This is a genomic window from Pseudomonas sp. ZS1P83, assembly GCF_054897825.1.
Genome location: NZ_CM142706.1, coordinates 1,801,657 through 1,817,314 on the forward strand (window position 1 = coordinate 1,801,657; position 15,658 = coordinate 1,817,314).

Genomic DNA, 15,658 nt, shown 5'->3' on the forward strand with positions numbered 1-15,658 from the left:
AAGGCGTCACGATCAACGGCGACGAAACAGCGGCAGCGGTTCGTCGGTGGCGGCCTGATAGGTCACCGAGAAGTCCTTGAGTCCTTCAAGGGCTTCGTACGGGTCTTTATCGGCGCGAATCGCAAAGGCATCGAAACCGCAGCGATGCATATAAAACAGCTGGTCGCGCAACACGTCGCCAATCGCCCGCAGTTCGCCTTTGAAACCATAACGGTCACGCAGCAAACGGGCATTGGAGTAATTGCGGCCATCAGTGAAGGCCGGGAAGTTCAAGGCGATCACCTTGAAGTCTGCCACGTCTTCACCGATTTCTTCGGCTTCTTCGTCAGCGTCCAGCCACACGCCCAACCCGCCATCGCGGGCCTTGAGCATACGGCTGTGTTCGCGCCACAGCTGCAGCGGGACGATGTAATCGTCGCAGTTACTGATCTCGTCGATGTTGAAATCCTTGGGTAACAGGTGCCAGGTTTCGTCGACGACTTCGTTGTTCTTAATGATTCGCTGCATAGACGCGCTCCTTGAAGAGGTCAATGCCAATACGCTGATAAGTATCGATGAAACGCTCGTCTTCGGTACGTTGTTCGATGTACACGTCGATCAGCTTTTCGATCACATCAGGCATGACGTCCTGGGCGAAGGACGGACCGAGAATTTTACCCAGGCTGGCGTCGCGACTTGCGCTGCCACCCAGGGAAACCTGGTAGAACTCTTCGCCTTTCTTGTCCACCCCGAGGATGCCGATATGGCCGACGTGGTGATGACCACAGGCGTTCATGCAGCCGGAGATGTTCAGGTCCAGTTCGCCGATATCGAACAGGTAATCCAGGTCTTCGAAGCGACGCTGGATCGATTCGGCAATCGGGATCGACTTGGCGTTGGCCAGGGAGCAGAAGTCGCCGCCCGGGCAGCAGATGATGTCAGTCAGCAAGCCGATGTTCGGCGTGGCGAAACCCTGCTCGCGCAACTCGCCCCACATCGCGAACAACTGACTTTGTTCAACGTCGGCCAGAATAATGTTCTGCTCGTGTGAGGTACGCAGCTGACCGAAGCTGTAACGATCGGCCAGGTCGGCAACGGCATCGAGTTGCTTGTCGGTGATGTCGCCCGGTGCAACACCGGTCGGCTTCAGGGACAGGGTCACGGCCACATAACCTGGCTTCTTGTGGGCCAGGGTATTGCGGGTGCGCCAGCGCGCGAAGCCCGGGTGCTGTTTGTCGAGCTCGGCCAGTTCAGCGGTCTGGTTATCCAGGGCCTTGTAGTCCGGGTCGACGAAGTGTTTGGCCACACGATGCACTTCGGCTTCGGTCAGCGTGGTCTGCCCACCGCGAAGGTGTTCCATTTCCGCGTCGACTTTTTGCGCGAAGACTTCAGGTGTCAGGGCCTTGACCAGAATCTTGATCCGCGCCTTGTACTTGTTGTCACGACGGCCGTAGCGGTTATAGACCCGCAGGATGGCGTCGAGGTAGCTCAACAGGTCTTTCCACGGCAGGAATTCATTAATGAACGCGCCCACCACCGGAGTACGGCCGAGACCGCCACCCACCAGCACACGGAAGCCCAGTTCGCCAGCGGCGTTGTGCACCGGCTCCAGGCCGATGTCATGGACTTCGATGGCCGCACGGTCGGACGTCGAACCGTTAATGGCGATCTTGAACTTGCGCGGCAAGTAAGCGAATTCCGGGTGGAACGTAGTCCACTGGCGGACGATCTCGCACCATGGGCGCGGATCGATCAACTCGTCGGCAGCGACACCGGCGAACTGGTCGGTGGTGACGTTGCGCAAGCAGTTGCCGCTGGTCTGGATAGCGTGCATCTGCACGGTCGCCAGTTCGGCGAGGATGTCCGGGATGTCTTCCAGCGCCGGCCAGTTGAACTGTACGTTCTGCCGGGTGCTGATGTGGGCATAGCCTTTGTCATAGTCACGGGCAATCTTGGCCATCATTCGCGTCTGGCGCGAGGTGAGTTGGCCATAAGGCACCGCCACTCGCAACATCGGCGCGAAGCGCTGGATATAAAGGCCATTTTGCAGGCGCAGGGGGCGGAATTCTTCTTCGCTCAGCTCGCCTGCCAGATAGCGTCGGGTCTGATCACGGAACTGCTTGACGCGGTCCTCGATGATCCGCTGATCGTACTCGTCGTATACGTACATATAAGTCCTGTTCTCAGGCTTGGGCCGGTCGGATTCAGTTGCGTTTTTCGCTTGCTGAAGTCTCCGATGTTGCCTCGGCGATTCTGCGCGCACGGCCGCGCACTCCCAACGGAGCCGGGGCAATATACCCGTTTGCAGTTATGCGCAAAAGTGATGTTTGAGTATATGTAAAGAACCAAAACGACTAATGAGGAGCAATACGGTGAAACCCACATTTGTGGTGCGGGCAATCATCGTCTTAACTGTGCTCGAGTCTTTATGCAATCACCGATAAAACCGACAAGAGGCGATGCAATGAGCAACCCTACCAAAACGTCAAAACCCGATAGCACAGTCGATGCTTGGGCCATTCTGTTCCTGATCATTCTGGTCGTGGGCACCGCGGTATTTTGGGTCAGCCATCGATAACCGACCCCGTCCGGGCCCGATTCCGACGATTGTCGGACAAAACCCCGAATAAACGCCGTTTTCCGGGACTTCGCTGGCTATACTGCCCGGCGAATTGCCGAGGGGCCCGGACGATCAATGTTGAAGTTTTTCTACTCATTCGTGCTGATGTGCGGCGCGGTTTACGGACCCGGTGCACGCGCGGAATCAGTGCTGTTCCTGAATCCCGGAGCCACTCAGGAAGCTTTCTGGGTCAGCTATTCGCAATTCATGCAGGCGGCGGCCAGGGATCTGGGCATTGACCTGCAGATTCTTTATTCCCAGCGCATGCCCGAGCTCACGCTGGCGCAAGCTCGCCTGGCGCTGCAAGGTGACAATCGTCCGGACTATCTGGTTTTCGTCAACGAACAGTACGTCGCGCCGCAAATCCTGCGTCTGGCCCAGGGCAGCGGGGTGAAGCTGTTTATGGTCAACGCTGCGCTGACGGCTAATCAGCTGAGTCTGCTGGGGGATCGCTCTGATCGATTGGGCAGCCTGGTGCCCAACGATGAGGAGGGTGGCTACCTGATGCTCAAGGAACTGATTCGCCAGCATCCGCCTGCGGCACCCGGCCAGGTTATCGAGTTGCTGGCATTTTCCGGCCTGAAGATCACACCGTCGGCGCAACTGCGCGAGCAAGGCATGATGCGCGCCTTGGCCGAGCACCCAGAAGTGCGTTTGCGTCAACTGGTTTATAGCGGCTGGACCCGGGAACGGGCGTATGAACAGGCCAAACTGCTGTTCCGGCGTTACCCGATGGTCTCGCTGGTGTGGTCAGCCAATGACGAAATGGCGTTTGGCGCCATGCAGGCGTATTCGGAGGCGGGCGGGATGCCCGGCAAGGACGCGTTGTTCAGTGCGGTCAACACCTCGCCAGAAGCGTTGCAGGCGACGGTCGACGGGCGCATAAGCGTGTTGTTGGGCGGGCACTTTACGTTGGGCGGCTGGGCACTGGTGGAAGTGCATGACCTTGAGCAGGGCGTGGATCTGCACCAGTACGGCGGCCGTGACCGGCAGATCCCGTTGTTGCAGCTGATCGACAAGGCACAGGCCAAGCGATTGCTGGCCATGGGTGCATCACCGGATTACGGTGTGAACTTCCGTCGTCTATCAGCCAAGGGCCGGCCGACGTCGTATCGCTATCCGTTCAGCCTGCAAACCTTGATGCGCTAAACCCCGGCCAGATGCACCACTAGTTGCACGATGCCGAACAGCGTCAATGCAAACACTGCGGTGAACAAAATCCCCAGAATCACGAAATGACTCGGCTTGCCGTGCGCGAAGTCCCGGGCCCGGTTCTTCCCGCTTTGCACCCCGAACGCCGCCGCCAGGACGCTGTGCAGCATCTGCCAAAGCGTCGGCGGTTTGTTGTCGACTGGATCGTCCATAAACCCCTCGTCACCCATGTGTGAGAAGTAAGCATAGACAATCTGCGGCAGACACAAACCAAATGTGTGCGGGCTTGCTCGCGAAGAGGCCATAACAGTCAAAATCAATGTTGACTGTCAGTCAGCCTTCGCGAGCAAGTCGGATCGCCGCACCGCCGCTCTCACACTCGACCGAGTTGCTTTTACTATTAGTTGTCGTAACCCAGGTTCGGCGCCAACCACCGCTCGGTCACGCTCAACTCCTGACCCTTGCGCGACGTGTAACTCTGCACCTGGTCCTTGTCGATCTTGCCCACGGCGAAATACTGCGCCTGCGGGTGAGCGAAGTACCAACCGCTGACCGCTGCCGCCGGGAACATGGCGTAGTGCTCGGTAAGGAACACACCACTGCGGCCAGCTTTCATTTCCGCAGCTTCTGGGTCCAGCAACTTGAACAGCGCGGATTTCTCGGTGTGATCCGGGCAGGCCGGGTAGCCCGGGGCAGGGCGGATGCCGGTGTATTGCTCTTTGATCAGCGCCTCGTTGTCGAGTGTCTCGTCCTTGGCGTAACCCCAGTAGTCTTTACGGACCTGCTGGTGCAACCACTCGGCGCAAGCCTCGGCCAAGCGGTCTGCCAGTGCCTTGACCATGATCGAGTTGTAGTCGTCGCCGGCATCTTGATAGGCCTTGGCCACTTCTTCGGCGCCGATCCCGGCGGTGGTGATGAAACCACCCACGTAGTCGGTGAGTTCGCTGTCCTTCGGTGCCACGAAGTCGGCCAGGGAGAAGTTCGGCTTGCCGTCGGTCTTGATGATCTGCTGGCGCAGGTGATGCAACTTGGCAATCGGCTTGCCGTCATCGCCATAGACTTCAATGTCATCTTCACGCACCTGGTTGGCCGGCCAGAAGCCGAACACCGCGCGGGCGCTGATGAGTTTCTCGTCGATCAGTTTGGCAAGCATTTCCTGGGCGTCGGCGTACAACGCCGTGGCGGCTTCACCGACCACTTCATCCGTGAGGATGCGTGGGAATTTGCCGGCCAGGTCCCAGGAGATAAAGAACGGCGTCCAGTCGATGTATTCGGCCAAGACCTTCAGGTCGATGTTCTCCAGCACCTTGGCACCGGTGAAGGTCGGTTTGACCGGCTCATAGGTGCTCCAGTCGAACTGTGGCTTCTTGGCGATGGACGCCGGGTAGCTCAGGCGTTCGGTGCGGGCGCTGCGGTTGGCGGTGCGCTCGCGGACTTCGATGTATTCCAGGCGCGTCTTCTCGATGAAGGCCGGCTTCAATTCCTTGGACAACAACTGTGTCGCCACACCTACGGCGCGAGAGGCGTCGGTGACGTAGATCACCGAGTCGTTGCTGTACTTGGGCTCGATCTTCACCGCTGTGTGTGCCTTGGAGGTGGTCGCGCCCCCGATCATCAGCGGCAGATGGAAGTCCTGACGCTGCATCTCACGGGCCACGTGGACCATTTCATCCAGCGAAGGCGTGATCAGGCCGGACAGGCCGATGATGTCGCACTTTTGCTCCTTGGCCACTTGCAGAATCTTCTCGGCCGGCACCATCACGCCGAGGTCGACGATGTCGTAGCCGTTACAGCCCAGCACCACGCCGACGATGTTCTTGCCGATGTCGTGCACGTCGCCTTTTACCGTGGCCATGAGGATTTTGCCCTTGGCTTGCGGTTTGTCGCCTTTTTCCAGTTCGATGAACGGGATCAAGTGAGCCACGGCCTGCTTCATCACGCGGGCGGATTTCACCACCTGCGGCAGGAACATTTTGCCGGCGCCGAACAGGTCGCCGACGATGTTCATGCCGGACATCAGCGGGCCTTCGATCACTTCGATCGGCCGGGTGAACGACTGACGGGATTCTTCGGTGTCTTCAACAATATGCGTGGTGATGCCCTTGACCAGTGCATGCTCCAGACGTTTGTTGACGGGCCAGCCGCGCCACTCTTCGGTCTCGGCTTCCTTGACGCTGCCATCGCCCTTGTACTTGTCGGCGATGGCGAGGAGGGCGTCGGTGCCTTCCGGCGTGCGGTTGAGCACTACGTCTTCCACGGCGTCACGCAGTTCGGCCGGAATCTGGTCGTAGATCTCCAGTTGGCCGGCGTTGACGATACCCATGGTCAGGCCGTTGCGGATCGCATACAGCAGGAACACCGAGTGAATCGCTTCGCGCACCGGGTTGTTGCCCCGGAACGAGAACGACACATTGGACACGCCGCCGGAGGTCAGCGCATACGGCAGCTCGTCGCGGATGTAGGCACAGGCGTTGATGAAGTCCACAGCGTAATTGTTGTGTTCTTCGATGCCGGTGGCGATGGCGAAGATGTTCGGGTCGAAGATGATGTCTTCCGGCGGGAAGCCAACTTCGTTGACCAGAATGTCGTAGGAGCGCTTGCAGATCTCTTTCTTGCGCGCTTCGGTGTCGGCCTGTCCGGCTTCGTCGAAGGCCATCACGACGACGGCGGCGCCGTAGCGCTTGCACAGTTTGGCGTGGTGAATGAATTGCTCGACGCCTTCCTTCATGCTGATCGAGTTGACGATGCCCTTGCCCTGAATGCATTTGAGGCCGGCTTCGATCACTTCCCACTTGGAGGAGTCGATCATGATCGGGACGCGGGAGATGTCCGGTTCGCCGGCAATCAGATTGAGGAAGGTCACCATGGCCTTCTTCGAATCGAGCATCCCTTCGTCCATGTTGATGTCGATCACCTGGGCGCCGGCTTCGACCTGTTGCAGGGCGACTTCCAGGGCTTCGGTGTAGTTGTCTTCACGGATCAGGCGGGCGAACTTGGCGGAACCGGTGATGTTGGTGCGCTCGCCGACGTTGACGAACAGCGAGCTGCGATCGATGGTGAACGGCTCCAAGCCCGAGAGGCGGCAGGCCTTGGGAATCTCCGGAATCTCGCGCGGCGCATAACCGGCCACGGCTTTGGCGATGGCTTCGATGTGGCCCGGTGTGGTGCCGCAGCAGCCGCCGACGATGTTGAGGAAGCCGCTTTGGGCGAACTCTTCGATGACCTTGGCAGTTTCTGACGGCAGTTCGTCGTACTCGCCGAATTCGTTCGGCAGGCCGGCGTTCGGGTGCGCCGACACGTGGGTGCTGGCCTTGTTCGACAGCTCTTCCAGGTAGGGGCGCAACTCACTGGCGCCGAGGGCGCAGTTCAGGCCGACCGAAATCGGCTTGGCGTGAGCCACGGAGTTCCAGAACGCTTCGGTGGTCTGGCCCGACAGGGTTCGGCCGGAGGCGTCGGTGATGGTGCCGGAAATCATGATCGGCAGTTCGATGCCCAACGCTTCGAACACCCCTTGCACGGCGAAGATCGCGGCTTTGGCGTTCAATGTGTCGAAAATGGTTTCGATCAGGATCAGGTCGGCGCCGCCCTCGATCAGGCCTTTGGTGGCCTCGGTGTAGTTTTCCACCAATTCATCGAAGGTCACGTTGCGGTAGCCGGGGTTATTCACGTCCGGCGACAGCGAGCAGGTGCGGCTGGTCGGCCCGATCACGCCGGCGACAAAGCGCGGCTTTTCCGGGGTTTCCAGGGTCTTGGCATCGGCCACCTTGCGCGCCAGCCGTGCGCCTTCTACGTTTAACTCGTACGCCAGGCCCTGCATGCCGTAGTCGGCCAGGGAAACCTGGGTGGCGTTGAAAGTGTTGGTTTCCAGAATGTCGGCGCCGGCATCCAGGTAGGCTTTCTCGATGGCGCCAATCACGTCCGGGCGCGTCAGGATCAACAGGTCGTTGTTGCCCTTGACATCACTTGGCCAGTCGGCGAAGCGTTTGCCCCGGTAATCCTGCTCCTCGAGCTTGTAGCTCTGGATCATCGTGCCCATGCCGCCATCGAGAATCAGGATGCGCTCTTTGAGGGCGTGCTTGAGAGCTTGAAGGCGAACACTGCGATCGGACATTTGGACTACTCGGAAAGACCATGACGAAGGGGCGGGATAATAGCAAACCTGCGTGGTTTTGGAGCATGTCCCGGTTTTGCATGAATATCGCTCATGATGGTGTGGGGGACAGACCGGTAGAATCGCGGCGCTTTTCATGATTGGGACCAGGGACATGTCGAATCGCGTCATCACCAGCCTGTTTATGCTGCTTTTAAGCTGGGATGCCGTCGCGCAAGGTCCGGCGATATCTGCTGCGATTTCCTACAGCCGCGACATCCAACCGATCTTCACCGAAAAATGTGTGGCCTGCCACGCCTGCTATGACTCCGCCTGTCAGCTCAATCTGGGCAGTGGCGAAGGGGCTGCTCGGGGCGCGACCAAGGTCCCGGTCTACGACGGCGAACGCCGCCAGGCTGCCGCGCCGACCCGGCTGTTTTATGACGCTTTCGGTCAACGTGCCTGGCAGCAAAAGGACTTCTATTCGGTGCTCGACGCACAAGGCAGCCAAGCGTCGCTGATGGCGCGGATGCTGGAGCAGGGCCACAAAACCCCATTGCAACCCAACGCCAAGTTGCCGGAAGACATCGTCCTCGGTCTGAACCGGGAAAACAGGTGCGCCATGCCGGCCGAGTTCGACGGCTACGCCCATTCACATCCCCAAGAGGGCATGCCGCTGGCGGTCACAGGCCTGACCGATCAGCAATACCAGACGCTGCAACGCTGGCTAGCGTCCGGCGCGCCGATTGACGAGCAAGGCCTTGTGGCGAGTGCCAAAGAAGCGTTGCAGGTGGTGCAGTGGGAAAACCTGCTCAACGCACCGGGCGCGCGACAGAGCCTGGTGGGGCGCTGGTTGTTCGAGCATTGGTTTCTCGCTCATCTCTATTTCAAGGACGGCGAGCCGGGGCATTTCTTTCAGTGGGTACGTTCACGCACGCCGACCGGCCAGCCGATCGATCTGATCAACACACGCCGCCCGAATGACGATCCGGGTACTCAGGTGTATTACCGCTTGTGGCCGGTGCAAGGCGTGATTGTGCAAAAGACCCACATCACCTACCCGTTGAGCGCGGCGAAGATGGCGCGGACCAAAAGCCTCTTCTATAACGGCAACTGGCAGGTCAATGGGTTGCCAGGCTACGGGCCGGATCGTCGGGCCAATCCGTTCACTACGTTCGAGGCGATCCCGGCCCAGGCGCGTTATCAGTTCATGCTCGATAACGCCGAATACTTCGTGCGCACCTTCATTCGCGGCCCGGTGTGCCGCGGCCAGATCGCCACCGACGTGATTCGCGATAACTTCTGGGCACTGTTCCAGGCGCCTGAGCACGACCTCTACATCATTGATCCGAAGTATCGCGGCCAAGCCACGCCGTTGCTGGCGATGCCGGGGCAGAACGATGATGTCGGCAGTGTCCTGAGCCTGTGGCATGACTACCGCAATAAGCGCAACGAGTACGAGGCGTTGCGCCGCGACAGTTACGCCGAGCTACCTGCGCCGAGTTGGTCGACCTTGTGGGCCGGCAACGATAACGCGCTGCTGAGCATTTTCCGGCATTTCGACAGTGCCTCGGTGAACAAAGGCCTGATCGGTGACGTGCCGCAAACGATGTGGCTGTTCGACTTCCCGCTGCTGGAGCGCACCTACTATCAACTGGCGGTCAACTTCGACGTGTTCGGCAACGTCTCCCATCAGGCTCAGACGCGGTTGTACTTCGACCTGATCCGCAACGGCGCCGAGCAAAACTTCCTGCGTCTGATGCCCGCCGATTCGCGGGATGATTACCTCGACGATTGGTACCAGAGCGGCGGAAAATTCAAGATGTGGCTCGACTACGAGTCCATCGATAACGACAAAGAGACGGCGCTGGTGCTGGACGAAAAGGACCCGAAACGCGATTTCGCCATGCAGTTGCTGGCCCGTTACGGCGACCTCAACGCCAAGCCTGATCCGATCAACCGGTGTGACGGCGCTTATTGCTCGCGGCCGAACATCGATCCGGCATTGCAGAGCGCCGAGCAGGCGTTGAGTCGACTGACTTCGCGTCCGGCGGCCGGATTGAGGGTCATTGATCAGTTGCCGGAAGCGACCCTGCTGCGCATCGAAACCCAGAGCGGCAAACGCGAGGTTTACAGCCTGCTGCGCAACCGCGCGCACAGTAACGTGGCGTTCCTGCTCGGTGAATCGCTGCGGTACCAGCCAGGGCTCGACACAGTGACTATTTACCCGGGCGTGCTCAGCAGCTATCCGAACTTCATGTTCAACATTCCGGCCGGGCAAGTGCCTGAGTTCGTGGGCGAGATGGAAAACGCCAAGGACGCCCATCGCTTCGAAAAAATCGTCGAGCGCTGGGGCATTCGCCGCAGCCATCCGCAGTTCTGGTTCTACTTCCATGACCTGAGCCAGTACGTCCACGAGACTGATTCGGTGGAAGAGGGCGTGCTGGACATGAACCGGTACGAGAATCTTTGATCGACCTTTGACTAGCGGCTGCTGTCCCAACCAAAAGACACCACCGAACCATTGTAGGAGCGAAGCTTGCTCGCGAAGGCGGTCATGACATTCAGCATCGATGTCGACTGTCAGACCGCTTTCACGAGCAAGCCTCGCTCCTTGGGATTTGCGGTGATTTGCGGATTGCAATCGGAGGGCCGTCGATGTTGATTTCAGTACAGGCACTGCGCGCGCTCGCGGCCTGGACGGTAGTCTGCCACCATTTCATGCAGATTTTCTTCGACTTCCAGGCCCGTGGGCCGGTGGGGCAGATGTTTATCGACAAAGGCGCGGTGGGCGTCGATGTCTTCTTCGTCATTAGCGGCCTGGTGATCTTCCTGTCTACCGAAGGCAAGTCGCTGCCCCCGGGGCGCTTCCTGTTGTATCGGTTGTTCCGCATCGTTCCGGCTTACTGGCTCTATACCGTTCTGATGGCGCTGCTGGTGGTCTTCGCCCAACCCGTGTTGCCGGATCAGACGGTCGATTGGTCGCATTTCCTGCTGTCGCTGTTGTTCATTCCTACTGAAAACCCAGGTGGCTATGGGATTTATCCGACGCTCAACGTCGGCTGGACCCTCAACTACGAAATGCTCTTCTATGTGCTGTTTGCTTGGGCGCTGCTGTTTCGCTTGCAGGTTCGGCTGCTGATCGTCGCGGCGCTGCTGTTTGCCGTGTGTCAGGCCTGGACCGGCTACGGCTGGATCAGCGAGTTCTACCGTTCGGACATTGTTTATGAGTTTCTGCTGGGGATCGCCATCGGCATGATCTACCGTCGCGGCTGGATCAAACCCGGATTGTGGCTGCCGTTGCTGGGAATTGGTGGCGCGTTGCTGGCGATTTATCACCTGGCGCCGCAGCCACGGTTGCTGGCCTGGGGGCTGCCGAGCGCGGTGCTGGTAATGGCGTGTATGGCGCTGGAGCGCTATTTCGAGAACAGCAGGGTGCTCAAGCTACTGGGCGATTGTTCCTACTCTGTGTACTTGATGCACGTCCTGGTGCTGTCTGCGGGTGGTTTTGTCGCACAGCGTTATGGGGTAAACCCCTACGTGATGTTCGTCGTTTGCGCAGCGACAATCGGCGTGGCTTCCTGGGCAAGTTACGAGTGGGTGGAAAAATGCAGCTATCGGTGGCTTAAAGGCTGGATTGACGGTGAACCTACGGACATGGCGGTTCCGGCTCTTTCCCGACAAAAATACTAGGACTTTGTGCTGCGCGATGATTGGCGTAAACTGCGCCCAAGCCTGCGAGGAGTTTCCATGACCGCTATTACCATTACCGACGCCGCCCACGATTATCTGGCAGATCTGCTTTCCAAGCAGAACACCCCAGGCATCGGCATCCGCGTCTTTATCACCCAGCCTGGCACTCAGTACGCCGAAACCTGCATTGCTTACTGCAAGCCGGGCGAAGAAAAACCTGAAGACACGGCGCTGGGGCTGAAAAGCTTCACCGCCTACATCGACTCGTTCAGCGAAGCTTTCCTGGACGATGCGGTAGTCGACTACGCCACCGACCGCATGGGCGGCCAGCTGACCATCAAGGCGCCAAACGCCAAAGTCCCGATGGTCAACGCCGACAGCCCGGTCAACGAGCGCATCAACTACTACCTGCAAACCGAGATCAACCCGGGGCTGGCCAGCCACGGCGGTCAGGTCAGTCTGATCGATGTGGTCGAAGACGGCATCGCCGTACTGAAGTTCGGCGGCGGTTGCCAGGGCTGCGGCCAGGCAGACGTCACCCTGCGCGAAGGCATTGAGCGCACCTTGCTCGAGCGCATTCCTGAGCTCAAGGGTGTTCGTGATGTCACCGACCACACGCAGAAAGAAAACGCCTACTACTAAGTAAGGTGTTCGCTGCAAAAAAAAACGGCGCCCCGTGAGCGTAATGCCGATCAGTTAAGCCCTTTTGCTTGACCTTTGGCCGCAAGAAATCAAAATCCGATGCCTGTATTGGCATCGGATTTTTTTATGCGTCTCGCTCGGGCACTGGAACTGACCCACAACATCGTCTCCCCCCCAACTCAATTGAGGGATTGAATTCCTTGCTCGATCCTTCTTTGGTCGAGCAGGCACTTGAACAGGCAGGCGTTGCGACTTTACGCAAGCGGCGCTTGCCGTTGGAAATGATGCTTTGGTGCGTGATCTCCATGGCGTTCTTTCGGCGCATGTCGGCGTGGGATGTGGTCAGCCGCATGAATATCATGCTGCCGGGCCAGCGCCCGTTGGTGGCACCCAGCGCGGTGGTTCAAGCCCGTCAGAGATTGGGCAGCGAGGCTGTACGACAGGTCTTCCATCTGACTCAGAAAAGTTGGCATGAGGCGGCCGCTCATCCGACTTGGGCCGGTTTGCGCTTACTGGGTGTCGACGGTGTCGTCTGGCGAACACCCGATACGCCGGAAAACCGTGCACGTTACGACTCCGCCAGTAACCAGCATGGCGACACTGGTTTTCCGCAGGTGCGCATGGTCTGCCAGATGGAGTTGACCAGCCATTTGCTGATCGGCAGTGCGTTTGACGGCTATCGCAGCAACGAGATGAAGCTGGCGGAGCAACTGATCGAGACCACGCCCGATCACTCGTTGACGCTATTTGATCGTGGTTTTTATTCGTTAGGTTTACTGCATCAATGGCAGCAGGCAGGGATCGAACGTCACTGGCTGATGCCGCTGAAAAAAGGCTCGCAGTACGAAGTGCTTCAGCGTTTGGGGCGCCAGGATGCGGTTGTCTCATTAAACACTTCGCCGCAGGCCCGCAAGCAATGGCCGGGGCTGCCGGAGCGCCTGACCGCGCGACTTCTGAGCAAAACCGTCAAAGGCAAGGTGTGTCAGATCCTGACCTCAATGGCCGACCCGCTGCGCTTTCCATCCGACGAAATCGTCGACCTGTACAGCCAGCGATGGGAAGTCGAATTAGGGTTTCGGGAGATGAAACAGACCTTGCTCAACAGCAGTTATACGTTGCGTAGCAAGACGCCCGAGATGATCGAGCAGGAGCTGTGGGGGGTGTTGTTGGGCTACAACTTGTTGCGCTATCAGATGGTGGAGATGAGTCGTCACTGTCCAGGTATTTACCCATGCGAAATGAGTTTTACCGCCTGCACCTGGGCGATTCTCGGGTTTATCAACAGCGTCTCCGCCGACCGTTCCGGGAACATCCCCAAGTACCTGGCTGAGTTGCATGCCTCAGCCCCGCACTATGTCCTGCCGCATCGGCGAGAGGAGCGTATTTATCCTCGGGCCATCCGGCTTAAATCACCGAAGTATCCGATCAGAAAGAAAAATGCCAGTCAGCTTAACTGACTGGCATTAGCCCCGTGAGCGCCGTTTTTTTATGGGCGATAAATCTTCTCGCCACAGGGTTGTGCTTGGCTCAGGGTCTGTAGAGATGCGCATGCCCAGCGCGGTACAGCGATGACTCACTGAAGTGATCACTGCCCAACACTCGGCCCACCAGAATCAATGCTGTGCGCCGAAATCCCTTGGCTTCAACCTTCGCAGCAATGTCCTCAAGCGTCCCCACCACCCAATCCTGATCCGGCCAGGTCGCTCGGTGAATCACCGCGATCGGGCAATCCGCTCCGTAATGCGGCAGCAATTCAACCAGGATTTTCTGCAGATGATTGACCCCCAGATGAATCGCCATGGTCGCCCCATGCTGTGCCAGGCTGCCCAGCGCTTCGCCGGCGGGCATGGCGGTCTTGTCGGCGTAGCGGGTCAGGATCACGCTTTGCGACACATCGGGTAACGTCAGTTCGGCGCCCAACAGTGCCGCGCAGGCCGCCGTGGCCGTGACGCCGGGAATAATTTCAAAAGGGATGTCGAGTTCGCGCAGGTAGCGAATCTGCTCGCCAATGGCACCGTAAAGACTCGGATCACCGGAATGTACACGAGCCACGTCCTGGCCCTTGGCATGGGCAGTCTTGATCAGCTCGATGATCTGTTCCAGGTGCAGTTCGGCGCTGTTGACCACGTGTTCGGCGCGATGGCCCTCCAGCACGGCGGCGGGCACCAGGGAGCCGGCGTAGATGATCACCGGGCAGCTGCGAATCAGCCGTTGGCCTTTGACGGTGATCAATTCCGGGTCGCCGGGACCTGCGCCAATGAAGTAGACGGTCATCGTCGGTTCCTGTGAGAAAAAGGGGCTGGACAAAGCTTCAGATGAAGATTGCTCATGATCGAAGGCGGGGATTATCGAGGATTTTAGGCGACGCAGGCCAATGCCAAGGTGGCCTGGGCATATTTTTGTCGTGAAATCAGCAATTTTGCCGGTGCCTGGGCCAGTTGTTCGGCCAGGGCCAGGGCGGCACTTTCCGCGACGCCGTAGCAGCCGGTGCGTTCGAACGCAATGTCCGAGCGGTGGCTCAGTTGCGGTTGATAGCCGGCCAGTTGTTCGCTGCTGAAGTACATCAATGGTAATTCAAGCTGTTCGGCCAACTCGATCAAGCCAGGTTCTTCGCGCTTCAGTTCGATGCTGGCCAGCGCCATGATCTGGCGAAGTTCGATCTTATGAGCTTGTAACGCCTGATCGAGCAGCGCCCGCAGCGTGCTGACGGGGCAGCCGCGCTGGCAGCCCAGGCCAACTACCAGGGTCGGCGCTGCGCTGGTGTCAGTCATGCGTGGTATTGACCATCGCTTTTGCGACGGTACAACCAGGCACTGATCAAGCCCAGGGCCAGCCAGAACGCAACGTTGGTCAGCTGCGAAGCGATTTTGAACTGAGCTTCCAGGGCTTCTGGAGCCAGCATCGAGTGGACTTCCGGTTGTGGTGCGCCGATCACGTGAGGAGCGGCCAGAATGGCCACGCCGAGCACTTTCATCAACCAGTGGCGGCTAAACACGATCAATGCGATGCCGACTGCGGTGGAGGCGGCAGTGCCGATCCACCAGACCTGCCGTTGCGCCAAATCAGCCGCGGCAGTGCCCGGCAGCTCAGGCGGCAGACCGAGGGTCGGCGCCAGCACGAACGTCGCATAACCGGCCAGGCCCCAGAGCAGGCCTTGGGAAGTGCGAGTCGGTGCGCGCAAGGTGTAAAGACCGGCAAGCATCAGGGCGAAACCGACCGCTACCACCAGGTTGCCGCCCGTGGTCGACAGCACGCGCTGCCAGCCGTCTTCCGGTTCCCAGGCTTCGGCGTCGTGAGTGTGAGCGGCGACAGCACCCGCGCCGTGTTCGTGAACTGCAACAGCGGCAGGCTCGGATTTTTCGTAAGTCTCAGCCTGCAAAATCAGCGGAGCCACCCAGAAGCTTTGCAGCAGGGTCAGCAATAGGGCGGCCAGCAGCCCGGTGAACCCTGCGGTTTGCGCAATACGCTTGATCATGTCAGCA

Annotated in this window: 11 protein-coding genes and 1 pseudogene; 5 read left to right on the forward strand and 7 right to left on the reverse strand. The window is 59.1% G+C overall.

Annotated features, from left to right (window positions below):
- Positions 1-12: 12 nt before the first annotated feature.
- Together ACYZT0_RS08730 and ACYZT0_RS08735 are read right to left on the reverse strand one after the other, a co-directional pair.
- Positions 13-507 (reverse strand): DUF934 domain-containing protein, encoded by a 495-nt coding sequence (locus ACYZT0_RS08730; protein ID WP_462045469.1) that lies wholly within the window; start codon positions 505-507, stop codon positions 13-15.
- Entirely contained in the window at positions 491-2,149 is a 1,659-nt protein-coding gene (locus tag ACYZT0_RS08735; RefSeq protein WP_462045470.1) for a nitrite/sulfite reductase, read from the reverse strand. The genes ACYZT0_RS08730 and ACYZT0_RS08735 overlap by 17 nt, the downstream gene beginning before the upstream one ends.
- A 525-nt stretch (positions 2,150-2,674) precedes the next feature.
- Between ACYZT0_RS08735 and ACYZT0_RS08740 the strand changes: the two genes are divergently transcribed.
- On the forward strand, positions 2,675-3,748 hold the full coding sequence (locus ACYZT0_RS08740; RefSeq protein WP_462045471.1) for an ABC transporter substrate-binding protein: 1,074 nt from the start codon (positions 2,675-2,677) through the stop codon (positions 3,746-3,748).
- On the opposite strand, the gene ACYZT0_RS08745 is transcribed toward ACYZT0_RS08740, so the two are convergent.
- Entirely contained in the window at positions 3,745-3,963 is a 219-nt protein-coding gene (locus ACYZT0_RS08745) for a DUF2970 domain-containing protein (RefSeq protein ID WP_462045472.1), read from the reverse strand. The genes ACYZT0_RS08740 and ACYZT0_RS08745 overlap by 4 nt on opposite strands.
- A gap of 188 nt (positions 3,964-4,151) precedes the next feature.
- Positions 4,152-7,862, reverse strand: a complete 3,711-nt coding sequence (gene metH, locus ACYZT0_RS08750; RefSeq protein ID WP_462045473.1) for a methionine synthase — start codon at positions 7,860-7,862, stop codon at positions 4,152-4,154.
- A 154-nt stretch (positions 7,863-8,016) separates the two neighbouring features.
- Between metH and ACYZT0_RS08755 the strand changes: the two genes are divergently transcribed.
- The 4 genes and pseudogenes from ACYZT0_RS08755 (at position 8,017) to ACYZT0_RS08770 (ending at position 13,633) form a co-directional block, all read left to right on the forward strand.
- The gene (locus ACYZT0_RS08755; RefSeq protein WP_462045474.1) at positions 8,017-10,314 is read left to right on the forward strand and encodes a fatty acid cis/trans isomerase; all 2,298 of its coding nucleotides are present in this window, start codon (positions 8,017-8,019) and stop codon (positions 10,312-10,314) included.
- Positions 10,315-10,499: 185 nt separating this feature from the next.
- Complete coding sequence (locus ACYZT0_RS08760) at positions 10,500-11,534, forward strand: acyltransferase family protein (RefSeq protein WP_462045475.1); 1,035 nt, start codon at positions 10,500-10,502, stop codon at positions 11,532-11,534.
- A gap of 57 nt (positions 11,535-11,591) precedes the next feature.
- Positions 11,592-12,176, forward strand: coding sequence for a Fe-S biogenesis protein NfuA (nfuA, locus tag ACYZT0_RS08765; RefSeq protein WP_007898222.1), 585 nt, complete (start codon positions 11,592-11,594; stop codon positions 12,174-12,176).
- A 126-nt stretch (positions 12,177-12,302) separates the two neighbouring features.
- Positions 12,303-13,633, forward strand: a pseudogene (locus ACYZT0_RS08770) (IS4 family transposase).
- 70 nt (positions 13,634-13,703) lie between these two features.
- On the opposite strand, the gene cobM reads toward ACYZT0_RS08770, so the two are convergent.
- The 3 genes from cobM to ACYZT0_RS08785 all read right to left on the reverse strand — a co-directional run bounded on the left by cobM (position 13,704) and on the right by ACYZT0_RS08785 (position 15,651).
- Positions 13,704-14,450 (reverse strand): precorrin-4 C(11)-methyltransferase, encoded by a 747-nt coding sequence (gene cobM / locus ACYZT0_RS08775; protein ID WP_462045476.1) that lies wholly within the window; start codon positions 14,448-14,450, stop codon positions 13,704-13,706.
- Between the two features lie 83 nt (positions 14,451-14,533).
- Positions 14,534-14,947: a cobalamin biosynthesis protein gene (locus tag ACYZT0_RS08780; RefSeq protein ID WP_462045477.1), complete on the reverse strand. Its 414-nt coding sequence runs from the start codon at positions 14,945-14,947 to the stop codon at positions 14,534-14,536.
- Positions 14,944-15,651, reverse strand: coding sequence for a CbtA family protein (locus ACYZT0_RS08785; protein ID WP_462045478.1), 708 nt, complete (start codon positions 15,649-15,651; stop codon positions 14,944-14,946). The genes ACYZT0_RS08780 and ACYZT0_RS08785 overlap by 4 nt, the downstream gene beginning before the upstream one ends.
- Positions 15,652-15,658 lie beyond the last annotated feature (7 nt).